This is a genomic window from Pantoea sp. Ae19-2, assembly GCF_059801205.1.
In genome coordinates, this window is the sequence record NZ_JBCHWE010000001.1 from 1959569 (window position 1) to 1985923 (window position 26355).

Sequence of the window (26355 nt, forward strand, 5' to 3'; positions counted from 1 at the left end):
CCGTTTACTCTGCTCAACCGCCCAGCAGACGATGAATACGCGTCAGGCCGGCCGCCAAGCGATCGACCTCTTCTTCACTGTTGTAGAAGGTGAAGGAAGCACGGCACATCGCCGGCACCTGATAGTGGCGCATTAACGGCATTGCGCAATGATGTCCGGTGCGAATCGCAATACCGTACTGATCAAGGAAGCTGCCAACGTCAAACGCGTGGTGTTTGCCAAGGTTAAAAGCAATCACGCCTGCGCGCTGCTGCGGACCGTAAATCTGAATATCAGGTACGGATGAGAGTTTATCAAGGGCATAGTTCATCAATGCGGTTTCACGCTGATGAATCGTATCCAGACCCAGCGCCTGCACATAGTCCAGCGCCGCACCCAGCCCAATAATGCCGCCGGTGTTTGGCGTACCGGCCTCAAAACGCCATGGCGCCGTATTCCAGGTGGTGCCGGTTGGCAGCAGGACTTCACCAATCATCGAACCACCACCTTCCCACGGCGGCATGGCATCCAGAAGTGCCTTGCGGCCATAAAGTATGCCAATGCCGTTCGGGCCATAGAGCTTGTGGGCGGAGAAGACATAGAAGTCGCAGTCGATGTCCTGCACGTCAACGGTGTTATGCATCACAGCCTGAGCCCCGTCAATCAGCGTGACGACGCCAGCCGCTCTGGCCTGCGCGACGATCGCTTTCACCGGGTTAACCGTGCCCAGCACGTTTGAAACGTGCGTCACAGCCAGTAAGCGGGTCCGGCTGTCGATCAAACCAGCCAGTTGGTCCAGCGCCAGCTCACCGTTGTCGGTCAGCGGCAGCACCCGGATCTCGGCACCGCAGCGCTCTGCCACCATCTGCCAGGGCACGATATTCGCATGGTGCTCCATCTGCGTGATAATCAGATTATCACCGGGCTGAAGCTGACTGCCGCCCCAGCTGTTGGCGACCAGATTGATCCCTTCCGTCGTACCCTTTACAAAAACAATCTCTTCCGACGACGATGCATTGAGAAAACGTGCCACCTGTTCGCGAACGTTTTCCATATCGCTGGTCGCCTGCTGGCTGAGCGTGTGAATACCGCGGTGCACGGCCGCGTAGCCGTGCTGGTAGAAATGACTTTCGGCATTGATGACCGACAGAGGACGCTGTGCGCTGGCGGCGCTGTCAAGGTAGGCCAGCGGATGACCGTTGACCTCACGCTTCAGGATGGGAAAATCCGCCCTGATACGCTCGAGATCGAAGTTCATCATGAGTCGCCTCCCGGGAAGCGCTGCGCGATGCGCTGCAGCACAGCCTGGCGCAGAATTGGGTTATCCAGCGTTTCGGTTAACTCGGCAGCAAAGGCATGGATGATCATGGTCTGCGCCGCGTCCTGTTCAATGCCGCGAGAACGCAGGTAGAACATCTGCTCGTCATCAATACGGCCTACGGTCGCCCCGTGGCTGCACTTCACGTCATCCGCGTAAATTTCCAGCTGCGGCTTGGTATCCACTTCCGCCAGACGGCCTAACAACAGGTTGTTATTGGTCATCTGTCCGTCAGTTTTAAGTGCGTGCTGCGCGACTTTGATGTGACCGTTAAACACCGCACGGCCTTTGTCACGCACGATGGTTTTATGCATCTGGCGACTCAGGCAGTGGCCTTTGTTGTGTTCAAGATAGGTGCGGGTATCCGCCACTTCCTGATTCACCGGCAGCACCAGGCTGTTCAGCGACAGCTGGGTGTTCTCACCGTTCAGTTGCGTACTGGTATTGTGACGGCTCAGGCCAGCACCCAGTAAGAAGCTGGTGCTGGTCACCTGCGCATCGCGGTTGATCACTATGTCGTTATGGGCAAAGTGATAGCTTTTGCTGCTCTCAAAAGCCAGCTTGGTGTGACGAAGCCTGGCATTGTCCGCAACGGCAAAGGTGAAACGGGCGCCGGTAAAATGCGCGCTGTCGTTTAGCGTGACAAAGTGCTCAATCACTTCCGCTTCTGCGCTTTCTTCCAGTTGCAGATGATGACGATGATGAACCGTGTTCATGCCGTCGTCTTTGCCGCTGGTGATATGCAGCAGATAAAGCGGACGTGCCGCCGCCTTGCCACGCGCCAGCCGAATATGCGTGACTTCTTCAGCCAGGCTTTCGGTCAGGTGCAGAAAAATCTCCGGCTGCACGGCGGCAGGCAGGTCGCGGCGCTCGGCCGCAACGCTGTGCTGAATCTCGAACAGTTCGGTATCGCCGCTACTCAGCCCAGGCTGGAATCTTCCGTCGACAAAAACCAGACGTACGGCATCCAGCGGGAGCGACAGCGCATCAACCTGCGTAGCGCTGAGCTCGTGCGCCTCAGGCAACACGAAGTGATGCGCCAGCAGGCCATCCAGCGGCGTGTATTTCCAGTTTTCATGTTTGCGGGTGGGCAAGCCCAAACGCATTAACTGCTGCCAGTGCTGCTGAGCCTGCATTGAACGCATTTCACCGCGTGATTCAAACAGGTGGTGCCACTGTTGCAGCGCGGTATCACTCTTCGTCGGTAAGCCAGCCATAGCCCTGCTCCTCCAACTGTTTCACCAGCGAGAAATCGCCTGATTTTACGATTTTACCCTGATACAGCACGTGTACGAAGTCTGGCTTGATGTAGTCCAGAATACGCTGATAGTGGGTTACGATGATAAATGCACGCTTTTCGTCACGCAGGCTGTTTACGCCATTGGCGACGATTTTCAGGGCATCGATGTCCAGACCGGAGTCGGTTTCATCCAGAATGCAGAGATCCGGCTCCAGCGCTGCCATCTGCAGAATATCGTTACGCTTCTTCTCACCACCGGAGAAGCCTACGTTAACGGAACGCGTCAGCAGATCTTCTGGCATCTTCAGCAGATCGATTTTTTCTTCAATGAAGTCCTTGAAATCAAAGCGATCAAGCTCGTCCTGCTGACGGTATTTGCGCACCGCATTCACGGAGGTCTGCAGGAAAAACTGGTTGCTGACGCCGGGGATTTCAACCGGGTACTGGAAAGCCATAAAGATGCCTTCGCCTGCACGTTCCTCAGGTTCCAGCTCCAGCAGATCCTTGCCCTTAAAGGTTACGGAACCGCCGGTGACTTCATAGTCTTCACGTCCGGCCAGAGTCGCAGACAGCGTACTCTTACCCGAACCGTTCGGTCCCATGATGGCATGAACTTCGCCGGGCTTAATCTCAAGGTTCAGACCACGTAAAATCGCTTTGTCTTCAACGCTAACCTGTAAATCTTTAATACTTAACATGCTTATTCCTTCACATTGCTTCCGGCAACGCGTGTGACGGCGTCAATCAGCCCACACTGTGCTCAAGGCTGATGGCTAACAGTTTTTGCGCTTCCACTGCAAATTCCAGCGGCAGCTCAGAGAATACGTCTTTACAGAAACCGTTCACGATCATCGAAATCGCATCTTCTTCACTGATGCCGCGTTGCAGACAGTAGAACATCTGATCTTCGCCGATACGTGAGGTGGTGGCTTCGTGCTCCAGCTGAGCGGTATTGTTACGGGTTTCAACATACGGGAACGTATGCGCGCCACAATCCGGACCAATCAGCATGGAATCGCACTGCGTAAAGTTACGTGCGTTGGTGGCCGTGGGCATGATTTTTACCAGGCCACGGTAGGTATTCTGACTTTTCCCGGCGGAAATACCTTTAGAGATAATCGTCGACTTCGTATTTTTGCCGATGTGGATCATCTTGGTACCGGTGTCCGCCTGCTGGCGTCCGCTGGTCAGTGCCACCGAGTAGAACTCGCCCACGGAGTGATCGCCACGCAGGATACAGCTTGGATATTTCCAGGTAATGGCCGAGCCGGTTTCCGACTGCGTCCACGACATTTTGCTGTAATCCCCTTCGCACAGGGCGCGCTTGGTGACGAAGTTGAGGATACCGCCTTCGCCTTCACCGCCCGGGAACCAGTTCTGAACGGTGGAATATTTCACTTCCGCGTTCTTATGAATGATGACCTCTACCACCGCAGCGTGCAGCTGGTAGGTGTCACGCACGGGCGCGGAACAGCCTTCGATGTAGCTCACGTAGCTGTCTTCATCTGCAATCAGAATCGTACGTTCGAACTGACCGGTTTTCGCAGCGTTAATGCGGAAATAGGTAGACAGCTCCATCGGGCAACGCACCCCTTTCGGGATGTAGACGAAAGTACCGTCGGAGGCTACCGCAGAGTTCAACGCGGCAAAAAAGTTATCATTGGGTGGCACCACGGTACCCAGGTACTTTTTCACCAGCTCTGGATGATCGTGGATCGCTTCGCCAAATGAGCAAAAGATAATTCCCTGCTCGGCCAGCTTGCTGCGATAGGTCGTGGATACGGATACGGAGTCGAAGATGGCGTCAACGGCCACTTCTTTACCTTCACGTACCGGAACGCCCAACTGATTAAACGCGTTCTCAACTTCCTGCGTCAGATAATCACTGGCCGGGGCGCTGCCCGATGCCTGGGTCGCGCCCGGTTCAGACGCACAGGTGTCATCGCAGTTTCCGCACGATGGCGCGGAGTAGTAACTGTAGTCCTGATAATCCAGCTTTTCGTAATGCGCTTTCAGCCAGTGCGGCTCTTCCATTTCCAGCCAGGCACGAAAGGCTTTAAGACGAAACTCCAGCATCCACTCTGGCTCGTTACGCTTAGCCGAAATTGCCCGTACCACATCTTCATTGATGCCGTTGGCAAATTCTTCGGTTTGCAATTGGGTAAAGAAGCCCTCTTTGTAATTGAGCTTACCTTCCCACATTTGTACATCGTCAGATGTTTCGCTGTGTCGTGACATATTTCACTTACTCGACGCCAAAGCTTTCACCGCACCCGCAGGCGTGCTGAGCTTTAGGGTTATTGAATTTAAAAATCTGATTCAGGCCTTCGCGAACATAATCCACTTCGGTGCCATCGATAAACGGCATTGCCTGAAGCGGCACAAACAAGGTTGCGCCGTAGTAGCTAAACTGCAGATCATCCTCTTCTGGCTGCTTCACCAGATCCATTACATAACCAAAACCGGCACAGCCGGATTGTTTAATTGCTAAACGCAGGCCCTTGACTTCTGGGTTTTCTGCGGCCAGATTTAGAATTTGTTTCGCTGCGGTTTCAGTCAGCGTTAACCCTTTCCACACATACTCGTCGGGTGAGAAAGAGTCTGCATTCACGGATGACATGTTGATACCTCTTGAGTCCGGACCTTTTCAGGCTATCCCCCTATGGTAGTGATCTGACAAATCACTTCAACCTCTTGTTTTGCAGGGATAATCATAAGATGCTATTTTTACAGCTCATTTCTTAAGCATAGTCGCTGCAGCCAGGCTTGCATCGGCGAGCGCCCGCTGAATTCGGGTTCTGTAACCTGTTAATAAATCGTAAATTTTTAAATGGCACCTTTACGATAATGCCTGTATTGATAGGTTACGCCTTTCTGGCATGTAAACAGATTGTTATTTCCGATTATACCGACAGGTGAGATAAATCGAAAAAAATTTCTTGCCGGGGAATTGCATTCCCGCTCTAGTTGAATATGATAATTATTATCATTCAACATTGAGGCGCGTTATGTCGTTATCGGTTTCAGCCTGGCTTCAACATAAACTCGATGAATACCGTTTTTCGGTTCGCGATCTCACCGTTGATTTTTACCTGGCACAGGCCAAACTCAACCGGGCTGAATGTACGATTCAGCAACTGCGTCAGTTTAACGATACCTGTTTAGACATGGCAGAGATCTGCCAGTTGAACGGCGATGACCTGAGTTATCTGCATGCCATGGGCAAACTTCACCACCGGCTGGTCGAGGAGATGCAAAACCCGGATCGTGACCGGCTGTTTCGCATCCAGGCTTACCAGTTGGCGCGACTCTCCCTGACTCAGCTGTGTCATCAACTCGCGATAACCGGTGAATGGGAACAAGCCACCGTATTGCAGAGTGAATTCGTCAGGCACGCAGGCTGGATATTCTAATCCAACCTGCGTCCGGCGTCGCCTCACCTTTTCAGATTAACTCAAGCAGTGCCTGAAGAGGATGACGCATGCCGTTGCCCTCCACGCGCTTAACCTGACTGCGACAGGAAAAACCGGTTGCCAGGCAGCGCTGGCGCGGCAGTTTCTGCAATTGCGGATGCCATGACAGCGCATAAATTCCCAGGGAGTTCTCCAGGTTCTGGCTCTCATGACCGTAGGTGCCGGCCATGCCGCAACAGCCCACATTGATGTTTTCGAGCTTTGCGCCGAAGCGTGAGAAGATCGCCTGCCACTGACCGGGCGTGCCCGGCAGAGCGGTCACCTCGGTACAGTGAGCAAACAGATACCATGCTTCTCCGCTGGTGACCTGCACCTCACGTTCCTGCAGCGCCTGATGGAGCCACTCATGTACCAGAAGCACGTTGAAATCGCCACGGGCCTCGCCCAACATCTGGTGATACTCATCGCGGTAACAGAGCACCGTTGCCGGATCGATCCCCACCATCGGCATGCCCAGCTTAGCCACGCGATTCAGGAAATCGGCTGTTTTACTGGCCGTACGCGCAAAGCGTTGCAAAAAGCCTTTCACATGCTGCGCTTTGCCGTTGGGTGAGAACGGCAGCAGAACGGGCTGGTATCCCAGTTTCTCAATCAGTCGGATAAAATCATGTACCAGTTTGGCTTCATAGAAACTGGTAAAGGGATCCTGCACCACCAGCACTTTTTGGGCTCGCTGTGTTTCACTGAGCGCTTCGAGCTGCTCCAGCGTCATATTCATCGCCGGATGACCACTCAACTGCTGCTTGAGCGTGGGCGAGGACAATAAAGGCAGGTCGACCATGCCAATGTGTGTCTTACTGAATGAGGTCGCCCAGGGCTGTTTCAGGAAAAAGTTAAACACCCCCGGTGCTTTCGCCATCAGGGGCGCGTAGCTTTCTACGCCCGCCACCAGATGGTCGCTGAGCGGGCGCAAATAGCGTGTATGGTAAAGCTGTAAAAAACGCGAGCGGAAGGCCGGAACGTCAATTTTTATGGGGCACTGGGTCGAGCAGGCTTTACAGGCCAGGCAGCCGGACATCGCCTCTTTCACCTCATGCGAAAAATCATATTCCCCTTTATTGGCATACCAGGTATTGCGCATTCTGCTTATCAGCGCGCGAAGCGACAGGGAACTTTCCGGCAGCTTTTTCTCCAGCATCACCGGATCGGCGCCCTGCTCTGCCAGCAACCGAAGCCATTCCCGCGTTAAGGTCGCGCGCCCCTTCGGCGAGTGAATGCGGTTACGGGTGATTTTCATTGACGGGCACATCGGACTGCGGGCATCGAAGTTAAAGCACAATCCGTTACCGTTGCACTCAAGCGCACCGCGCCAGGTTTCTCGTACCTGAAGGGGGATCTGACGATCGTAGCTGCCCCGTTTCGTCGCATCTACCTGCATCATCGCCGCCTCGCTGTCGAAAGGCGTACAAATCTTACCGGGATTGAGACGATTGTGGGGATCGAAGGCCGCTTTAATGCGGCGCAGCTCGTTAAACAGCGTTTCGCCAAAAAAGGCCGGACTGTACTGCGCGCGGAATCCCTTGCCATGTTCTCCCCACAGTAGGCCACCATAACGTGCCGTTAAGGCAACCACCTCATCGGAAATTTGCTTCATCATCATTTCCTGATGGGGATCGCACATATCCAGGGCCGGACGGACATGCAGCACGCCGGCGTCCACGTGACCGAACATGCCATAACTCAGACCATGGCTGTCCAGAAGCGCGCGAAACTCAACAATATAGTCGGCCAGGTGTTCAGGTGGAACGGCGGTATCTTCAACAAAGGGGATCGGTTTGGCACGGCCTTTGGCATTACCGAGTAAACCCACCGCCTTTTTACGCATGTTATAGATGCGTTCAATACCGTCCAGATCGTCACAGAGCTGATAGCCGATCACCCCGCCCTGCTGCTGCGTCATCAACGTATCCAGACGGGCGCAAAGCTGTGTAATCTGCCGATCGATTTGCCCGGCATCATCCCCGGCAAACTCAACGATATTCAGCCCTAACATTTCTTTATCCGGGATAGCCGTAATCAGCTCGCGCACGGAATGCCAGACAATATCTTCCCGCGCCAGATTGAGCACTTTCGAGTCAACCGTTTCCACCGACAGCGCCTGCGCCTCGACCATCAGGGGGGCATTGCGAAGCGCAGAATCGAAGGCGTCATATTTAATATTAACCACGCGCCGGACTTTGGGCAGCGGCGTGATATCCAGACGGGCTTCGCTGATAAACGCCAGCGTTCCCTCTGCACCACACAGCAGCCGCGTCAGGTCAAAGGTCTGCATGTCATCGCTAAACACGTGGCGCAAGTCGTAACCGGTCAGGAAGCGGTTGAGCTTAGGAAACTTCTCCAGAATCAGTTCGCGATGCTCACGGCAGCGGGTGAGCACCTGCTGATAAATTCGGCCTTCAGGCGTGGGCGTTTGCGCCAGATTTTCAGCCAGCGCGGTAGGCACCGGTCGGGTATCCAGAATATCGCCGCCGAGCAGCACGGCCCTGAGCCCTAAAACATGGTCAGAGGTTTTACCGTAGACCAGCGAGCCCTGACCGGATGCATCCGTGTTAATCATGCCGCCCAGGGTGGCGCGGTTACTGGTGGAGAGCTCCGGTGAAAAGAAGAATCCAAAAGGTTTCAGGTACGCATTAAGTTGATCTTTGACTACCCCAGCCTCGACGCGCACCCAGCGTTGTTCGGTGTTGATTTCCAGGATGCGGTTCATGTGGCGCGACATATCCACAATGATGCCTTGATTGAGCGACTGACCGTTGGTCCCGGTGCCGCCACCGCGCGGGGTGAAGACCAGACTGGAGAACGCCGCTTCACCCGCCAGTCGGGCTATCAGTGCCACGTCTGCCGTCGAGCGCGGGAAAAGCACCGCATCGGGCAGGAGCTGATAGATGCTGTTATCGGTTGAAAGCGAAAGTCTGTCGGCGTAGCTGGTGGCGGTATCGCCGGTGAAACCCTGCGCTTTGAGGGTTTCAAGAAATGTCAGCACCCGCTGGATAAGACCCGGTGCCTGAGAAATCTGTGGGATCATGGAGTATGTGACCAAAGATGTTGTGTAGGTTTGCGTCTGTATCTTGCTTTAATCCTCAGTTTTATCACATTTCCCACCGCGCTGTCGTTTTTTCAGGAAGGGCTGAAACCTTTTCTTTACAAGCCTGTTTAAACGCCCTGAAATAGCCCATGATTACGGGGCAGCGTCATCCCCTGAGTTGACGAATTCCAATGAGGTAACGCACAAGATGAAAAGCCTGGAACGGCAGATTGATCTTCCCCAGATGTTATTTACCCTGATTTTTATTTTACTCCTGATCGCCGCGTGCTTGTGGGTTGTCCAGCCATTCATATTGGGCTTCGCCTGGGCAAGCATGGTGGTTATTGCCACCTGGCCCCTGATGCTGAAGATACAGCGCCTGCTGTGGGGGCGGCGTTCGCTGGCGGTCATTGTGATGACTATCCTGCTGCTCCTGCTGTTTATCATCCCGGTTGCCCTGCTGGTTAACAGCCTGATAGATAACAGCGCACCGGTCATCGCCTGGGCGACTCAGGGACATATGTTACCCACTCTGAGCTGGCTCAACGATATTCCCATGGTGGGTGAGAAACTGTATGCCAGTTATCAGAAACTGGTGGCGGGCGGCGGCGCAGCGATCATGGCGAAGTTACAACCTTATGTTGGCCGTACCACCGGTTTTTTTGTGGCGCAGGCCGGGCACTTTGGCCGTTTTATGATTCACCTGGCCGTGATGCTGTTGTTCAGCGTCCTTCTCTACTGGCGCGGTGAGCAGGCGGCACAGGGCATCCGGCATTTTGCCTGGCGCATGGCTGGCCGACGCGGTGATGCTGCCGTATTGCTGGCCGGACAGGCAGTACGCGCGGTGGCGCTGGGCGTTGTCGTCACTGCGTTGGTGCAGGGCGTACTGGGCGGTATCGGGTTAGCCGTTTCCGGTATCCCCTACGCCACCTTGCTGACCGTGTTGATGATCCTCTGCTGCCTGGTGCAGATCGGCCCGCTGCTGGTGCTGGTGCCCGCGATTGTTTATCTCTACTGGAGTGGAGACACCACCTGGGGCACGGTACTGCTGATCTGGAGCTGTGTGGTGGGCACGCTGGACAATATTTTGCGGCCGGTGCTGATTCGTATGGGCGCCGATCTGCCGCTGATTCTGATTCTGTCCGGCGTTATCGGGGGATTAATCGCGTTTGGTATGATCGGCCTGTTTATCGGGCCGGTTGTGCTGGCTGTCTCTTACCGACTGGTCTCTGTCTGGATGCATGAAGTGCCTGCGCCGCAGGCCGATCCGCTAAGCGTGGTAAGTGAATCACCGGAGCAAAAGCCCTGATCCCTCCTTTTATATGATTAGTACTCGTTAAGTGGGCTGGCTGATTAACATATCGCCAGCCTTTTTTTCATTAGCGTACTTTAAGATTAAACGCATGTTTTACGCCTTTAGCCCCTCTCCCGCCTTAAAATGATTACTTTCTAAACATAATAACGGTCCGAAACGCTCTCCCTAACCGTCAAAATATTATTTCCTTTAAACTAATAAGAGGATTCTTAAAGACGCCAGCGAGCCGTGTGAATACCATGTTTCCTATGTTGGAAATCAAGTTACTGATTTCTAAACGCCCTAATTTCCCCTGAGTAGCGTAAAGAATTGCTGTGTGTAGTCTTTGCCCATCCCCTGTGATGGGCTTTTTTTTGCCTGTCAAAAAGCAAAAAAAAAGCCAGCTTGCGCTGGCCTTCTGGCATCGGAGGTTATCCATCACCTCAGGCGGGTTTGTTTAGCGCCGCCAGGCTTAACCAGGTTTCCACCACGGTGTCCGGATTCAGAGACAGACTGTCGATGCCCTGCTCCATCAACCAGGCCGCGAAATCCTGATGATCTGACGGCCCCTGACCGCATATTCCTACGTATTTGCCCTGTTTTTTCGCCGCCTGAATCGCCATGGACAGCAGCGCTTTGACCGCCTCATTACGCTCATCAAACAAGGCCGATACCACGCCGGAGTCGCGATCCAGCCCCAGCGCCAGCTGAGTCATATCATTAGAGCCGATGGAGAAACCGTCAAAGTGTTGTAAAAACTGCTCGGCCAGCAGGGCATTCGAGGGGATTTCACACATCATAATGACCTTGAGCCCGTTCTCGCCGCGCTTCAGTCCCTGGCGACCCAATTCCTCTACCACCGCCTGAGCCTGATCGACCGTACGCACAAAGGGCACCATGATTTCCACGTTGGTCAGCCCCATCTCGTTGCGTACGCGCTTCACCGCTTCGCACTCCAGCGCGAAACAGTCGCGGAAACTCTCGGAGACATAGCGGCCTGCGCCACGGAACCCCAGCATCGGGTTTTCCTCTTCGGGTTCGTAACGTTCTCCACCCACCAGATTGGCATATTCGTTCGTTTTAAAATCCGACAGGCGGACAATAACGCGCTTCGGCGCGAACGCCGCGCCCAGCGTCGCGATCCCTTCGGTCAGACGGGCGATGTAAAACTCAACCGGATCGTCAAAACCTTTCATCATCTGACGAATCTGTTTCTGCAGTTCAGGGGTTTGCTGATCGAACTCCAGCAACGCTTTTGGATGCACGCCGATCATGCGGTTGATAATAAATTCCAGCCGCGCCAGACCAACCCCTTCGTTTGGCAAACAGGCGAAATCGAACGCGCGATCCGGGTTGCCCACGTTCATCATGATTTTAAGCGGCAGGTCCGGCATGGTATCAACCTGCGAACTGGTGACGTCGAAGTCGAGCAGTTCATCGTAGACATAGCCGGTATCGCCCTCAGCACAGGATACGGTAACGGTATGTCCCTCTTTCAGCCGCTCGGTGGCATCGCCACAGCCAACCACCGCCGGGATGCCCAGCTCACGCGCGATAATCGCGGCATGGCAGGTACGGCCGCCGCGGTTCGTCACAATGGCGGAGGCTTTTTTCATGATCGGTTCCCAGTCGGGATCGGTCATATCGGTCACCAGCACGTCACCTTTTTCGATGCGGTTCATTTCGCTGATATCGTGAATGACCTTGACGGTACCGGCGCCGATGCGGTGACCAATCGCACGGCCTTCAATCACCACCTTGCCCTGTCCCTGCAGGCTGTAACGCTCCATGACCTGACCGTTGGAACGCACGGTTTCAGGGCGCGCCTGGACAATAAATAACTTCCCGGTGTGGCCGTCTTTGGCCCACTCAATATCCATCGGGCGCTTGTAGTGTTGCTCAATCAGTACCGCCTGATGGGCCAACGCCTCCACTTCGGCATCGCTCAGACAGAAACGATCGCGCTCGGCTTCCGCCACATCTTCGATGCGCACCTGCTCGCCATGTTCACGCGAGTCGGCGTAAACCATCCGCACCTTTTTCGAGCCCATGTTGCGGCGAACGATAGCGGGACGTTTCGCAGCCAGCGTCGGCTTGTGCACATAAAACTCGTCCGGGTTCACCGCGCCCTGTACCACCATTTCGCCCAGGCCCAACGCGGCGGTAATGAACACCACCTGATCAAAGCCCGATTCGGTATCAATGGTGAACATGACCCCTGAGGACGCCAGATCGGATCGCACCATGCGCTGAATCCCCGCCGACAGCGCCACGCCGCGATGGTCGTAACCCTGATGGACGCGATAGGAGATGGCGCGATCGTTAAACAGTGAGGCATAAACGTGTTTCACTGCCACCATGACTGACTCGATGCCCTGCACGTTCAGGAAAGTTTCCTGCTGGCCGGCAAAGGACGCGTCAGGCATATCTTCGGCGGTGGCGGATGAGCGCACGGCGAAGGATGCCTCAGCATCGTCGGCAGAGAGCTGCTCATAGGCCGAAAGAATCGCGGCTTCCAGTTCAGGCTGGAACGGGGTTTCGACTACCCACTGGCGTATCTGCTTACCCGCCTTCGCCAGTTGATCCACATCATCAATATTGGTGTCATCCAGCAAAGCATAAATACGCTGGTTCAGACCGCTCTGCTCAAGAAACTGATTAAAGGCCCAGGAGGTGGTCGCAAAACCGTTGGGAACGGAGACGCCCAGAGATGACAAATTGGTAATCATCTCACCCAGAGAAGCATTTTTGCCTCCCACCCGATCAACATCATGCATGCCAAGCTGGTTGTACCAAAGTACTAACGGCTGTTCGCCTTTATTGGACATTGAACTGATCCTTTATTAATGAATGGGCACATGGAAAATCCTGCTATTAACAAATCCAGCCTGGCATAACGTCTGATTAAACACGATCTGTTGAATCGTTAAAGCAGATTCTCAGACACAGTTTCAGAATTGCGCCTGGTTTTTTCAGCGTTGCGCAAGGCCCTTATTTTTTGCTAATACGCTGATAATTAGCTCATTATTTTTTTTACTGCCTGTTATGCGGCGTTTTTGTTGCGCAACAAACACAGGCGTTGTCTGTCACCTGAGGCGGTGTTAATGGCGCAAAAAAGAGGGAATAGGTGACGTCATGATGCAAAAGCGAGAGGGAAACGATGCCCCAGACTACACTTGCCCCTGAAGGCATGCTTATATTATCTCACTTGTTTTTACGACTTCCCTGCCCGAGGCACGACTTATGACCACCGACAGAAGCGTTTTCTACATTTCCGACGGGACAGCAATTACAGCCGAAGTATTAGGCCATGCCGTGTTATCTCAGTTTCCGGTTAACACCACGAGCGTGACCCTGCCGTTTGTTGAAAACGTACAGCGTGCGCAGGCCGTTAAGGCGCAAATCAATGCGCTTTATCAGCAAAGCGGCGTGCGCCCACTGGTGTTTTTTTCCATCGTTACGCCTGAAGTCCGTGACATCATTGTGCAGAGCGAAGGCTTCTGCCAGGACATTGTGCAGGCACTGGTCGCGCCGCTTCAGCAGGAGTTGGGGTTGTCACCGGCACCGGTTGCGCACCGCACCCACGGGCTTGATGCCAGCAATCTCGGCAAATACGACGCCCGTATTGCGGCAATCGATTACACGCTGGCGCATGATGACGGCATTTCGTTGCGCGGCCTGGAGGATGCGCAGGTGATCCTGTTAGGCGTTTCGCGCTGCGGCAAAACACCCACCAGCCTGTATCTTGCCATGCAGTTCGGTATCCGTGCTGCTAACTATCCGTTTATCGCCGACGACATGGATAATCTGAAATTGCCTCCCGCCCTGCGTCAGCATCAGCACAAGCTGTTTGGCCTGACGATCGATCCGGAACGCCTGGCGGCCATTCGTCAGGAGCGCGCAGAAAATACCCGCTATGCCTCTATGCGCCAGTGTCGACTGGAAGTGGGTGAAGTTGAAGCGCTGTTTCGCACTCACCAGATTCGCTACCTCAACAGTACCAACTACTCTGTGGAAGAGATTGCGACGAAAATCCTCGATATTATGGGCCTGACGCGCCGCATGTATTAGTCAATTGCCGACGGCGGCGCTGTAACGTCCCGCTGCCGTCATTTTGACTTTCATTATCATGTTGTCGCTTGAATTCGCAGGTTAATGGTTTATTGTGACCATCATCACTTCCCGGTATTTCACCGCTGCGAAGAAAAAGCTTAGAGAACACCATGAACAAAACTGATGAACTGCGCACCGCGCGCATTGGCAGCCTGATTTCCCCTGCCAGTCTGGCAGCTGAACACCCGCTTTCGACTACCATGGCCGATAACATCACCGCCGCACGCAAGCGCATTGCCCGCATTCTGACCGGAGAAGATCCCCGTCTGCTGGTGGTGATTGGCCCCTGTTCGCTGCATGACCCGGTCGCCGCGCTGGACTACGCTCAGCGTTTGGTCGCCCTGCGTGAGCGTTATCAGGATCGGCTGGAAATCGTGATGCGCACCTATTTCGAAAAACCACGCACGGTTGTGGGCTGGAAAGGCCTGATTTCCGATCCCGATCTGGACGGCAGCTTTGACGTTAATCGCGGCATCAGCATCGCCCGCAAGCTACTGATTGATATCAATGCGTTGGGTTTACCGACCGCCACCGAATTCCTGGATATGGTGATCGGCCAGTTTATTGCCGATCTGATTAGCTGGGGGGCAATTGGCGCCCGGACCACCGAAAGCCAGATTCATCGTGAAATGGCCTCGGCGCTCTCCTGCCCGGTCGGTTTTAAAAACGGAACAGATGGAAACGTCCGCATTGCCGTGGATGCCATTCGTGCATCCCGTGCCAGCCATATGTTTCTGTCGCCCGACAAACAAGGTCAGATGACGATTTACCAGACCAGCGGGAATCCGCACGGCCATGTGATTCTGCGTGGCGGCAAACAGCCTAATTATCATGCAGGCGACGTTGCCGAAGCCGCTGCCTGTTTAGCTGAGTTTGGTCTGCCGCAGCAGTTGGTGATTGATTTCAGCCACGGCAACTGCCTCAAGCAGCATCGCCGTCAGCGCGATGTTGCACGGGGCGTCTCCGGGCAGATTAAAAGCGGCTCTCGCGCCGTTGCCGGGGTAATGATTGAAAGTTTTATTGAGGAAGGCAATCAAAAAGTGGTGAGCGGTGAACCCCTGACTTACGGTCAGTCGATCACCGATCCCTGCCTCAGCTGGCAGGACAGCGAAGAGGTCCTTGCGCTGTTAGCTGAGGCGGTTTCTCACCGTCTGTAAATCAGCTTGAGCAGCTGACCTCCAGTGTCTTGCCCCAGTCCGGTGGCCGTTGACGATATTCAGCGGCCGCCGCGTCACTAAAGGGCTGCTGAAGCGCCTGATGTAAACGCGCCAACGCGCCGCTCTCTCCCTTCTCCGCCTCGTCTATCACCTGTTGAGCAAGGTAGTTACGCAGCACCACGGCTGGATTGGCGGCTTTCATCACCTGCTGCCGTTCGGCATCGCCAACCTGCTCCTGCAGCAGGCGTTGACGGTAGCGCTGATACCAGCGATCAAAAGCAGAACGACCGATAAATTCATCCCGCAGTGGCGAACGGCTCTCCGCCTGCTGCGTATCACTTAACAGACGGAACGTGAGCGTATAGTCGCTGCGTTCCTGACTCATTAAGCTGAGTAATTCGGTAAGAATCTCATTATCCCCGGCATCGGCCGTCAGCAGGCCCAGCTTCGCCCGCATCCGCTCTCCCCAGACGCGCATAAGCGCATTCTCATAGCCGCTTAAGGCCTGTTTGAGCTGTTCGGTACTCATTAACCCCGATAACGCATGGGCCAGTCGGTTGAGGTTCCATAAGCCAATCATGGGCTGATTCTCGAAGCTGTAGCGGCCCTGATAATCGCTGTGATTGCAGATATAATCCGGCTGATAGTCATCCAGAAAACCATAGGGACCATAATCGAGGGTCAGGCCGAGGATCGACATGTTGTCGGTATTCATTACGCCATGAGCGAAGCCCACGCTTTGCCACTGGGCGATCAGTCGCGCAGTGCGCAGCACGATATCGGCAAACCACAGCTGATAACGATCGGCCTCATCCACCAGCTGCGGCCAGTGGTGGCGAATGGCATAGTCTGCCAGCTGTTTGACCTGTTTCGGCTGCTGGCTGTAAAAAAAGTGTTCGAAATGCCCAAAGCGCAGGTGACTCGGTGCAATACGCATCAGCATCGCGCCACGTTCGGCGGTCTCGCGGTAAACGGGCTCGTCGCTAACGGCAAGGGTGAGTGCGCGCGTGGTGGGAATGCCTAAATGATGCAGCGCTTCAGAGGCGAGAAATTCACGCACCGTGGAGCGTACAACGGCACGACCGTCGCCCATGCGCGAATAAGGCGTTAGCCCGGCGCCTTTCAGGTGCCAGTCGAGCCTGCGACCGTCTTCCTGCCGCTGTTCGCCCAGCAGAATACCGCGGCCATCCCCCAACTGACCGGCCCAGACGCCAAACTGATGCCCACTGTAGACCTGGGCCAGCGGTGCCATGCCGGGTAATAACGCAGCACCATACCACACGCCATGGCCCTGCCCGGAAAACAATGCGCTGTCCAGTGCCATTGCCTTCGCCAGCGGCGCGTTGTGATACAGCAGTCGGCCGCCCGCAAGTGGCGTAGGGTTTAACGCGGTATAGCTGCCAGGAAGCTCACGAAACCAGCTGTTATCAAAGATCATCAATTCTCCCAACGACACCGGGTATCGTGTGATAAAACCCACAGTGTAGCGTTGATGACCAGGATTGGACAGGCGGCAGGCGTGCGAGTATCAGGGAGTGTGCAGGAATTGCTCAGAGTAGATTAACGTCTCAAAGGCGTCTGATTTAACCACTGGAAACAGCGCGCCCTGGAGGTGGACGTTACTGAGCTGGCTAACTTTATCCAGTAAAATTTCATCATCCACACCACAAATAATCATCCGATCGCAATGGCTGCGGAAATTATCGATGATGCTCTGCATAAATGGTAAAAAAGAAGCACGTTTAGACAGTGAGTGAATAAAGTGTTTATCCAGTCTGATACAGCTAAACAGATTATCGTAAACGGCTGTCGTGGAGGATTTCCCTGCGCCAAAATGGGACAGAGACAATTTAAACTCACGATTTAACGCGGCGATTAATGGGTTATTTTTTCCCAAATTCAGCGAGAGAAACGTTTCGCTGATATCCAGCATTATAAAAGGAAGCTGTTTTATTTTGCGCGTCAGAAACTCACTCTCGAGAATGGTGTTCGCCATGCCCTCATCGACAGGCATAAAAGCCAGCAGGTGATGGGTTTCAAAAAACGTCTGGTGTTTTTCCAGCAGCGAGATCTGGCGCTGCAGCAGGCGCAGGCGCTGTGTTTCATCAAGCTGAGGCAACAGAACATCCTGCGGCAACGTGATCGGCGCACTCTCGTGCACGAACTGCGTAGCCAGCTCAATGGCGGTTAAGTGCCCTTCCTGAGAACAGGCGGCATAAAACCAAATTTCCGACTGGTAGTCGGCAGACAGGTGAATTTTCATTTTACAGCCAGAATATGTGGCGATAGTGCATCGTATATGATTAAAAACATACTGGCAATAGTAGCAAAGGACTGATGAGATGGATATTTTTATCGCTTCATTACCGTTAGGCTAAAAAAATAAACTTTAAGCCAAATAATTCCAGGAACAATTCTGTTAACCGTGAAAAACATTCTTAGGTCCGGTGTTATAAATAAAACGAACCGGTTAAATCCGAATTAAGAATATTTTTCCAGGTCCGTTTTTTTTCTGATTTAATCCGCACAAATCCACTGGTTTTCCAGCGGAGAAATTAGATGCGGCGCGCCTGCCAAAAGACCTTCCGCCAGTAGACATTATCCAGCGAAGAGCGGATTACGCCCTGACTGGTGGACGCATGGATGAAAGCGTTATCCGTGTCATAAATGCCCACATGCAGGCCATTTTCACCACTCCCCGTTTTGAAGAACACCAGATCACCGGGCAAGAGATCGTCTTTGCTGATGCGGGTGCCGATATCGCTTTGTGCGGAAGTGGTGCGGGGAAGTTGCAGATCAAACCTGTCGCGAAACGTCAGGTAGACAAAGCCTGAACAGTCCACCCCGCCGCGGCTCATGCCACCATAACGGTAAGGCGTGCCCCGCCAGCTTCCCAGTTGATCTCTGAGTTGCGCTATCACGGTGATGGAGTCAGAGAGGCGACTGTTAATGGGCGGTGCATGATGGCTACAGCCCACCAGCAATAAAGCGAATAACAGCAACCCCATGCGCATAACAGCTCATCCTTAATAAAGAGTAACCGGATTAATGTAGCGGCAAAGCGCGCCAGGTGGCAAGTCTCAGGGCAAAACGGTCAGCAGAGGCCGTCCTTCTAAGATGAGCTGACGAAACGGAATGCCGTACAGGGGCGAAAGCTGTTCTGGCCGAAGGACATCCGCAGGCTCGCCCTGCAACACCACCTGGCCCTGATGTAACAGCCAGACCTGATTGGCATACCATAAGCTATGGTTAAGATCGTGACTGCTGGCGACAACGCAAACGCCTGCAGCACAGAGTTCACTAATCAGATCGTCCACCGCTTTTTGTTGAGCAACATCCAGCGCCGTCATGGGCTCATCCAGGATCAGTAATTGCCCTCTGGCGTTGATCTGCGGATCGATTTGCATCATTACCGCGCCAAGCCGCACCCGCTGCCACTCACCACCGGAGAGCTGGGTCAATGGCCAGGCTAATTTATCATCCAACTGCAACCGCGACAGTATCGTGGCGAGCCGGGCTTCATCTGGCGAGGTGGAAGACGAAAGATGCAGCCGCAGATAGTGGTAAACCGGCATCTGCCCCGGAGGAAGCTGTTGCTGAGGCAGCCAGCTGCGCACGCTGGCCAGCGCCGGGCCTGTCCAACTGACGAGGGCGGTATTCAGTAGCGTGGCGCGGCCGGTAAAGGGTTCCAATCCCGCCAGGGCTGACAGCAGTGTGCTCTTCCCTGCGCCATTCGGCCCCACCAGATGCACCCGTTGCCCGGCCTGCATCGTGCCGCTCACCGGTTGCAGCCGTCCGGGGATGGCTGCATTTTCCAGGCTAAGCAACACTTACTTTGCCAGCGCCTGTTTGATCGTTTCCAGAATAATGGGATCTTCTGGCGACATGTCCGGTGAGAAACGCTGAATAACGCTGCCATCACGCCCTATCAGGAATTTTTCGAAGTTCCACAGAATATCGCCCGGCGCTTTGGGAGCCCGTCCTTTGCTGACCATGCGCTCATAAAAACCACTCTCTTCCGGACGCACGGCCTCGGGTTTCGCCGCGACCAGCTGTGCATAAAGCGGATGACGATGCTCACCATTGACCTCACACTTTTCGAACATCGGAAACGTCACACCGAAGGTCGTGCTGCAAAACGTTTTGATTTCTTCGCTACTGCCTGGCTCCTGCTCCAGAAACTGGTTGCAGGGGAAACCCAGCACGCTGAAGCCCTGCTCATGCCAGGCTTTATGAATATTTTCCAGCGCTTCATATTGTGGGGTTAAGCCGCATTTAGAGGCCACGTTGACCACCAGCAGCACCTGTCCCTGCCAGGAGGACAGCGCCGTTTTCTCACCATCCAGTGTAACCAGTTCAGTTTGATAAATGCTCATACGGAGTTCCTGTGGTTAATGCATGTATGTCAGCTAAAGCTGACGTGACGATTTGACTAACAAGATGATAAACAGCGGTGCGCCGAGCGTTGCCGTGACCACGCCGATGGGTAACTCAGCGGAGGCCAGCGCCAGGCGGGCAATAATATCCGCGCCAAGCAATACGCTGGCTCCCGCCAGCGCCGAAGCCGGCAGCAGCGCACGGTGGTCATTCAGCCCCACCAGCCGCAGCAGGTGCGGAATCACCAGGCCCACAAAGCCAATTGCGCCAGCAAGCGCCACGCTGACGCCAACCAGCCATCCCGTGGCCAACACCAGCAGATTACGCCAGTAAAACAGTGACAACCCAAGCTGGCGGGCTGACGTTTCCCCCAGCGCCAGTAAGTTAAGCACCCTGCTCGCTGTGGTGAGCGCCAGGATAACCGGCAGCAGCGCCAGCATCATCCAGCCATAGCGCCAGTCGATACCGCTGAAGCCGCCCATCATCCAGTACATGAGTTGGCGCAGATCGAGGCTGCTGCTGAAATAGACGGCCCACGTCATGATCGCGCTACAAATAATCCCCAGCGCAACGCCAGTGAGCAGCAAACGCGTGACGGATAAATGACGCCGGGCAAAATGCAACAGAATCAGGGTAACGACCAGCGCACCGGCCATTGCCGAAAAGCTGAGGCTCCATAGCGAACCGCTGCTCAACAGAACGCCCGCGACCAGGCCAATGCCGGCCCCATTGGAAACGCCAAGCAGCCCGGGTTCGGCCAGTGGGTTGGTAAACAATGCCTGCATGACAACGCCGCTCAGAGCCAGCGCGCTCCCCACCAGGATAACCGCAAGGCTGCGCGGCAGGCGAAGCTGGCCGACAAAAAGCCTGCCGCTGTCGCTGAACCATTGTGTGGGGCTTATCCAGCGCTCACCCGCGCACAGGCTGAGGATAAATAACACCAGCAGCAGGCTGCCGAGACCCAAAAGCCAGGCTTTACTGCGGCGATCGCTGTGCAGAGCAAGTTGTTCAAGCTGGGACATAAGCAGAATTAGCCAGAATGACAGAGGATTGATTGTAAAAGGATTGCGAAAAAAAGAAATGAAAAAGGCCGCTTGCGCGGCCTTTTTGAAACACTGGGATCAGTCACTGTCTTTTGGTGTGGCGTTTTCAACGCGACTTTTAAGCTTCTGCCCTGGACGGAAGGTCACTACGCGACGCGCAGTAATGGGAATATCTTCTCCCGTTTTTGGGTTTCTGCCCGGACGTTGGTTTTTGTCACGCAGGTCAAAATTACCAAACCCCGACAGTTTAACCTGTTCTCCATTTTCCAACGCGCGGCGAACCTCTTCGAAAAACAACTCCACCAACTCTTTTGCGTCACGTTTGCTCAGCCCGAGTTTCTCAAACAGGTATTCTGACATCTCAGCTTTTGTAAGCGCCATAGGTTCAATCCCTCAAGGTTGCCTGGAATCGCTCTTTTAATGCCGCAACGCATTTGGCAACCGTCGCGGCAATCTCCTCTTCTTCGAGTGTCCGGCTGGTATCCTGCAAAATCAGGCTGATTGCGAGGCTCTTATAGCCCTCGGAAACACCCTTACCTCGGTACACGTCAAACAAGTTTACGCCAACTACCTGATTTACGCCAACTTTCTTACACTCTGCGATGATATCTGCTGCCGGCACATTTTCGGCCACAACAACGGCGATATCACGGCGGTTTGCCGGGAAGCGTGAAACCTCTTGCGCATCAGGCAGGACGCGGTCTGCGACCTTATTCCAAAGCAGTTCAAAGACTAAGGTACGACCGTTGAGATCCAGCTTACGTTCAAGCTCGGGATGAACCACTCCGATAAATCCGATTCGTTCATCCTGTAAATAAATTGCCGCACTTTGTCCAGGATGGAGCGCTGGATTCGCCTCTGCACGAAAGCTAATCGCATTCAACTTGCCGGTTAAATCCAGCAATGACTCTAAATCACCTTTCAAATCATAGAAGTCAACGGTCTGACGCGCCAGATCCCAGTGTTCTTCATAGCGGTTGCCACTCAGCACGCCTGCCAGCATTAGATCCTGACGAATACCGAGATCCGCCTGAGTATCAGGAACAAATCGCAGACCGCTCTCAAACAGACGCACGCGGCTCTGCTGACGGTTCTGGTTATAGACCACCGCGCTGAGTAAGCCAGTCCACAGTGACAAACGCATGGTGGACATGTCGCTGGAGATCGGGCTGGGCAGCAGCAGCGCCTCTTCACCCGGATGCAGCAACTGCTGTACTTTCGGGTCCACGAAGCTGTAGGTGATGGCTTCCTGGTAGCCTTTATCCACTAACAGCATTTTTGCTCGCTTCAGCGACAGGTTAGCTTCACGGTGCTTTGTCATGACCAGACCGGCCTGAACCGGCACGTCCGGGATGTTGTTGTAACCATAAATACGGGCGATCTCTTCTACCAGATCCTCTTCGATAGCCATATCGAAGCGCCAGGCCGGGGCGACCGCCTGCCATTCCCCAGGGGTTACGCTGACCTGACAACCCAGGCGCGTCAGAATATCCGTGACCTGCTCATCGCTGACAACATGACCAATCAGCCGATCCAGCTTTTCACGACGCAGTGTGATCCTGGCCGGTTGCGGCAAGGCGTCCGCCGACGTCTGATCGATAACCGGGCCCGCTTCACCGCCGCAGATGCTCAGCAGCAGCTGAGTCGCGCGTTCCATCGCCTTGTGTTGCAGTGCAGAATCCACACCGCGCTCGTAGCGATGTGATGCATCGGTGTGCAAACCATGACGGCGCGCGCGGCCCGCAATCGCCAGCGGTTCGAACCAGGCACACTCCAGCAAAATATTTTGCGTTTCGCCGTTTACACCAGAATGTTCACCACCAAAAATGCCGCCCATCGCCAGGGCTTTCTGATGATCGGCAATCACCAGCGTATCGCTGCTGAGCTTCACCTCTGTGCCATCCAGTAGCGTGAGCGCCTCACCATCTTTCGCCATCCGCACGACGATACCGCCGTTAATGCGGTCCAGATCGAACGCGTGCATTGGCTGGCCCAGTTCGAGCAACACGTAGTTGGTGATATCAACGACCGGATCGATAGAGCGAATACCACAGCGACGCAGCTTCTCTTTCATCCACAGCGGCGTTGCTGCGCTAACGTTGATGCCTTTCACGACACGGCCCAGATAGCGTGGGCAGGCAGCGGTGGCTTCGACATTAATCGGTAACGTATCAGCAATCGTCGCCGCAACCGGCTCAATGACCGGCGCGTTAAGCGGCAGGCTGTTCAGCACCGCCACATCGCGGGCAATCCCGATAATGCCCAGGCAGTCTGCGCGGTTAGGCGTGACGCTGATTTCAATGGTGTTGTCGTCCAGCTGCAGGTAGTCACGGATATCCGTGCCAATCGGCGCATCGGCGGGCAGTTCGATAATGCCGCTGTGGTCGTCGGAAATCCCCAGCTCAGAGAACGAGCACAGCATGCCTTCGGACGGTTCGCCGCGCAGCTTAGCCGCTTTAATTTTAAAATCGCCCGGCAGCACGGCACCCACGGTGGCGACTGCGACTTTCAGGCCCTGACGGCAGTTTGGTGCGCCGCAGACGATGTCCAGCAGCCGATCGCCGCCGGTATTGATTTTGGTCACACGCAGTTTGTCGGCATTAGGGTGCTGACCGCATTCCACTACCTCACCGACCACGACGCCGTGAAACGCGCCCGCAACGGGCTCAACGCCGTCCACTTCCAGGCCGGCCATGGTGATTTGCTCAGATAAGGCCGCACTGTCAAGGGCTGGATTTACCCATTCGCGTAACCAGAGTTCACTGAATTTCATTGGATAACCTGCCCTTACTTAAATTGTTTGAGGAAACGTAAATCATTTTCGAAGAATGCGCGTAAATCGGTCACGCCGTAGCGCAGCATGGTCAGGCGCTCCATGCCCATGCCAAAGGCGAAGCCTGAATAGACTTCCGGATCGATACCGACATTGCGCAGAACATTGGGGTGCACCATGCCGCAGCCCAGCACTTCCAGCCACTTGCCGTTTTTACCCATCACATCCACTTCAGCGGACGGCTCGGTAAACGGGAAATAGGAAGGACGGAAGCGGATCTGCAAATCTTCCTCAAAGAAGTTGTTCAGGAAATCGTGCAGCGTGCCTTTCAGGTTGGTGAAGTTGATATTCTTATCAACGATCAGCCCTTCCATCTGGTGGAACATCGGCGTGTGCGTCTGATCGTAATCGTTACGGTACACGCGGCCCGGCGCAATAATGCGCAGAGGCGGCTGCTGGTTCTTCATGGTGCGAATTTGCACGCCTGAGGTTTGCGTGCGCAGCAGGCGCGTGGCATCAAACCAGAAAGTATCATGATCGGCACGCGCCGGGTGATGGCCCGGAATATTGAGCGCATCGAAGTTATGATAATCGTCTTCAATTTCCGGACCGGTCACTACCGCAAAGCCCAGCTCGCCAAAGAACGTTTCAATACGATCGATGGTGCGGGTCACCGGATGCAGGCCGCCGTTTTCGATACGGCGTCCCGGCAGGGAAACGTCGATGGTTTCTGCCGCCAGACGGGCGTTAAGGACCGCAGACTCCATCTCCTCTTTACGCGCGTTCAGACGATCCGTTACCTGCTGTTTAGCCTCGTTAATCACCGCACCGGCCGCAGGACGCGCTTCCGCTGGCAATTCACGCAATGTGGTCATCTGTAATGTCAGATGCCCTTTCTTCCCCAGATATTCGACGCGCACCGCGTCAAGGGCGGCGATATCGGTCGCCCCGTCGATGGCCGCCGTGGCGTTCGCCACCAGTTCTGCTAGTTGGGACATGTTTTCCTCTTTTTCCAGTCAGGCTGGTTAGTACTTGTTGGGACCTGCCGGTCCAATATGCCAGCGCCAAAAACAAAAAAAGCCTCCACGTGGGAGGCTTTCAGCGCGATTTTTCGTTTCTTTTCTTATGCGCAAAAGCCCCTGATTGTCAGGCGCTAAAGTAAAAAAAGAAACGGAAAATAGCAGCATTCATGCTTGCGTTACCTTGTCATGATTTCCAACGGCACTATTGAAATGCGCAGCGGCGAAAATGTCAATCTTTTGCTCAGGTTACAGGTAATAAAAAAGGGAGCAAGCTCCCTTTTTCAACTGACTTACGCCAGCGCTGATTTCGCTTTTTCTACCAGTGCAGTGAATGCCACTTTGTCGAATACGGCGATGTCGGCCAGGATTTTACGGTCAATTTCAATGGCTGCTTTTTTCAGACCATTGATGAAACGGCTGTAAGACATACCGTTCTGACGCGCTGCTGCGTTGATACGCGCGATCCACAGCTGACGGAACTGACGCTTACGTTGACGACGGTCGCGGTAAGCATACTGACCAGCTTTGATAACAGCCTGGAAGGCAACGCGGTAAACACGTGAACGTGCACCGTAGTAACCTTTAGCTTGTTTTAAGATTTTTTTGTGACGTGCGCGAGCAACTACACCACGTTTTACACGAGCCATTTAGCTCTCCTGTTTAATATTCTGAATTAATTAAAAAAATTTACTTATGCGTACGGCAGGCAGGCAATAACCAGACCCAGATCGCCTTTAGACACCATGCCTTTCGGACGCAGGTGACGTTTACGCTTAGTAGATTTCTTAGTCAGAATATGACGCAGGTTTGCGTGTTTACGCTTGAAGCCGCCAGAAGCGGTCTTCTTGAAGCGCTTAGCCGCGCCACGTACAGTTTTAATCTTTGGCATTTTAAAAAATATCCACTTCGCATTGTTGATAACATGACCCAGACAGGCGAACAACAAACCGCACAACGCAAGCGCTGCGCGGTCATTGCTACTTGAATGCCTACTGTTTCTTCTTAGGAGCGAGCACCATGATCATCTGGCGGCCTTCGATCTTCGAAGGGAAGGATTCGACAATGGCCAAATCCAGATCTTCACACAGGTCTTTACGGACGCGGTTAAGCACTTCCATACCGATCTGCTGGTGCGCCATCTCACGACCGCGGAAACGCAGCGTGATTTTGGCTTTATCGCCTTCTTCCAGAAAGCGAATCAGGTTGCGTAGTTTGACCTGATAGTCGCCATCATCGGTTCCAGGACGGAATTTGATTTCCTTAACCTGAATAACTTTTTGTTTCTTCTTCTGTTCCTTAGAAGATTTACTTTTTTCATAGAGGAACTTGCCGTAGTCCATGATGCGGCAAACCGGCGGTTCGGCGTTCGGGCTGATTTCAACTAAATCTACACCCGCTTCCTCAGCTTTTTCCAGAGCTTCGCGTAGACTTACAATACCAAGTTGCTCGCCTTCAACGCCTGTTAAGCGCACTTCTGTTGCGCGAATTTCACTGTTGATGCGATTCGGACGCGTAGGTTGTACTCGTTTTCCGCCTTTAAT

General features: G+C 54.1%; 24 protein-coding genes, 1 other RNA gene and 1 other annotated feature. Of the genes, 5 read left to right on the forward strand and 20 right to left on the reverse strand.

Annotated features, from left to right (window positions below):
• Positions 1-13: 13 nt before the first annotated feature.
• Genes sufS through sufA form a run of 5 tightly spaced genes read right to left on the reverse strand, consistent with a single transcriptional unit; the run spans position 14 to position 5157 of the window.
• On the reverse strand, positions 14-1237 hold the full coding sequence (gene sufS, locus AAIE03_RS09030; RefSeq protein ID WP_105083113.1) for a cysteine desulfurase SufS: 1224 nt from the start codon (positions 1235-1237) through the stop codon (positions 14-16).
• Positions 1237-2514: a Fe-S cluster assembly protein SufD gene (gene sufD, locus AAIE03_RS09035; RefSeq protein ID WP_014593600.1), complete on the reverse strand. Its 1278-nt coding sequence runs from the start codon at positions 2512-2514 to the stop codon at positions 1237-1239. The genes sufS and sufD overlap by 1 nt, the downstream gene beginning before the upstream one ends.
• On the reverse strand, positions 2489-3235 hold the full coding sequence (gene sufC, locus AAIE03_RS09040; RefSeq protein WP_105083112.1) for a Fe-S cluster assembly ATPase SufC: 747 nt from the start codon (positions 3233-3235) through the stop codon (positions 2489-2491). Before sufC ends, sufD begins: the two co-directional genes overlap by 26 nt.
• A 46-nt stretch (positions 3236-3281) precedes the next feature.
• The gene (gene sufB / locus AAIE03_RS09045) at positions 3282-4775 is read right to left on the reverse strand and encodes a Fe-S cluster assembly protein SufB (protein WP_013025594.1); all 1494 of its coding nucleotides are present in this window, start codon (positions 4773-4775) and stop codon (positions 3282-3284) included.
• 7 nt (positions 4776-4782) lie between these two features.
• Positions 4783-5157 carry a Fe-S cluster assembly scaffold SufA gene (gene sufA, locus AAIE03_RS09050; protein ID WP_013025593.1) on the reverse strand — a complete coding sequence of 125 codons (375 nt, stop codon included), beginning with the start codon at positions 5155-5157 and terminating at the stop codon, positions 4783-4785.
• Between the two features lie 388 nt (positions 5158-5545).
• On the opposite strand from sufA, the gene AAIE03_RS09055 reads away from it, so the two are divergent.
• Positions 5546-5950 carry a hypothetical protein gene (locus AAIE03_RS09055; RefSeq protein ID WP_019105314.1) on the forward strand — a complete coding sequence of 135 codons (405 nt, stop codon included), beginning with the start codon at positions 5546-5548 and terminating at the stop codon, positions 5948-5950.
• 31 nt (positions 5951-5981) lie between these two features.
• Here the strand turns inward: AAIE03_RS09055 and ydiJ are convergent, their stop codons facing one another.
• Positions 5982-9035, reverse strand: a complete 3054-nt coding sequence (gene ydiJ / locus AAIE03_RS09060) for a D-2-hydroxyglutarate dehydrogenase YdiJ (RefSeq protein WP_019105315.1) — start codon at positions 9033-9035, stop codon at positions 5982-5984.
• Between the two features lie 208 nt (positions 9036-9243).
• Here ydiJ and ydiK point away from each other — a divergent pair, with 208 nt between their 5' ends.
• The gene (gene ydiK, locus AAIE03_RS09065; protein WP_014605961.1) at positions 9244-10344 is read left to right on the forward strand and encodes an AI-2E family transporter YdiK; all 1101 of its coding nucleotides are present in this window, start codon (positions 9244-9246) and stop codon (positions 10342-10344) included.
• Positions 10345-10598: 254 nt separating this feature from the next.
• Positions 10599-10707: antisense sRNA RprA (gene rprA / locus AAIE03_RS09070), an RNA gene on the forward strand.
• Positions 10708-10772: 65 nt separating this feature from the next.
• Here rprA and ppsA read toward each other — a convergent pair.
• A complete protein-coding gene (gene ppsA / locus AAIE03_RS09075) occupies positions 10773-13157 on the reverse strand; it encodes a phosphoenolpyruvate synthase (RefSeq protein ID WP_013025589.1) in 2385 nt (794 codons plus the stop codon).
• A 415-nt stretch (positions 13158-13572) separates the two neighbouring features.
• On the opposite strand from ppsA, the gene ppsR reads away from it, so the two are divergent.
• Both ppsR and AAIE03_RS09085 read left to right on the forward strand, forming a co-directional pair.
• Positions 13573-14400 carry a posphoenolpyruvate synthetase regulatory kinase/phosphorylase PpsR gene (ppsR, locus tag AAIE03_RS09080; RefSeq protein ID WP_013025588.1) on the forward strand — a complete coding sequence of 276 codons (828 nt, stop codon included), beginning with the start codon at positions 13573-13575 and terminating at the stop codon, positions 14398-14400.
• 152 nt (positions 14401-14552) lie between these two features.
• A complete protein-coding gene (locus AAIE03_RS09085; RefSeq protein WP_498562955.1) occupies positions 14553-15599 on the forward strand; it encodes a 3-deoxy-7-phosphoheptulonate synthase in 1047 nt (348 codons plus the stop codon).
• 1 nt (position 15600) lies between these two features.
• On the opposite strand, the gene AAIE03_RS09090 is transcribed toward AAIE03_RS09085, so the two are convergent.
• The 13 genes from AAIE03_RS09090 to infC all read right to left on the reverse strand — a co-directional run bounded on the left by AAIE03_RS09090 (position 15601) and on the right by infC (position 26355).
• Positions 15601-17037 carry a protein adenylyltransferase SelO gene (locus AAIE03_RS09090; protein WP_498562956.1) on the reverse strand — a complete coding sequence of 479 codons (1437 nt, stop codon included), beginning with the start codon at positions 17035-17037 and terminating at the stop codon, positions 15601-15603.
• Positions 17038-17127: 90 nt separating this feature from the next.
• Positions 17128-17862, reverse strand: a complete 735-nt coding sequence (locus tag AAIE03_RS09095; protein WP_014605963.1) for an EAL domain-containing protein — start codon at positions 17860-17862, stop codon at positions 17128-17130.
• 292 nt (positions 17863-18154) lie between these two features.
• Positions 18155-18613, reverse strand: coding sequence for an NlpC/P60 family protein (locus AAIE03_RS09100; protein WP_013025584.1), 459 nt, complete (start codon positions 18611-18613; stop codon positions 18155-18157).
• Positions 18614-18679: 66 nt separating this feature from the next.
• On the reverse strand, positions 18680-19429 hold the full coding sequence (gene btuD / locus AAIE03_RS09105; protein WP_013025583.1) for a vitamin B12 ABC transporter ATP-binding protein BtuD: 750 nt from the start codon (positions 19427-19429) through the stop codon (positions 18680-18682).
• The gene (locus tag AAIE03_RS09110) at positions 19430-19975 is read right to left on the reverse strand and encodes a glutathione peroxidase (RefSeq protein WP_064367157.1); all 546 of its coding nucleotides are present in this window, start codon (positions 19973-19975) and stop codon (positions 19430-19432) included.
• A gap of 33 nt (positions 19976-20008) precedes the next feature.
• Complete coding sequence (gene btuC / locus AAIE03_RS09115) at positions 20009-20998, reverse strand: vitamin B12 ABC transporter permease BtuC (protein ID WP_013025581.1); 990 nt, start codon at positions 20996-20998, stop codon at positions 20009-20011.
• A 99-nt stretch (positions 20999-21097) separates the two neighbouring features.
• Positions 21098-21400 carry an integration host factor subunit alpha gene (gene ihfA, locus AAIE03_RS09120; protein WP_006118960.1) on the reverse strand — a complete coding sequence of 101 codons (303 nt, stop codon included), beginning with the start codon at positions 21398-21400 and terminating at the stop codon, positions 21098-21100.
• A 4-nt stretch (positions 21401-21404) separates the two neighbouring features.
• Positions 21405-23792 carry a phenylalanine--tRNA ligase subunit beta gene (gene pheT / locus AAIE03_RS09125; protein WP_498562957.1) on the reverse strand — a complete coding sequence of 796 codons (2388 nt, stop codon included), beginning with the start codon at positions 23790-23792 and terminating at the stop codon, positions 21405-21407.
• Positions 23793-23806: 14 nt separating this feature from the next.
• Positions 23807-24790 carry a phenylalanine--tRNA ligase subunit alpha gene (gene pheS, locus AAIE03_RS09130; RefSeq protein ID WP_013025578.1) on the reverse strand — a complete coding sequence of 328 codons (984 nt, stop codon included), beginning with the start codon at positions 24788-24790 and terminating at the stop codon, positions 23807-23809.
• A gap of 72 nt (positions 24791-24862) precedes the next feature.
• Positions 24863-24988, reverse strand: a sequence feature (Phe leader region).
• Positions 24939-24983: a pheST operon leader peptide PheM gene (gene pheM / locus AAIE03_RS09135; protein WP_106120997.1), complete on the reverse strand. Its 45-nt coding sequence runs from the start codon at positions 24981-24983 to the stop codon at positions 24939-24941. Its footprint overlaps the feature before it by 45 nt.
• Before the next feature lie 116 nt (positions 24989-25104).
• A complete protein-coding gene (rplT, locus tag AAIE03_RS09140; protein WP_006118956.1) occupies positions 25105-25461 on the reverse strand; it encodes a 50S ribosomal protein L20 in 357 nt (118 codons plus the stop codon).
• Positions 25462-25505: 44 nt separating this feature from the next.
• Positions 25506-25703 (reverse strand): 50S ribosomal protein L35, encoded by a 198-nt coding sequence (gene rpmI / locus AAIE03_RS09145; RefSeq protein ID WP_004157374.1) that lies wholly within the window; start codon positions 25701-25703, stop codon positions 25506-25508.
• Between the two features lie 100 nt (positions 25704-25803).
• Positions 25804-26355, reverse strand: coding sequence for a translation initiation factor IF-3 (infC, locus tag AAIE03_RS09150; protein WP_026020952.1), 552 nt, complete (start codon positions 26353-26355; stop codon positions 25804-25806).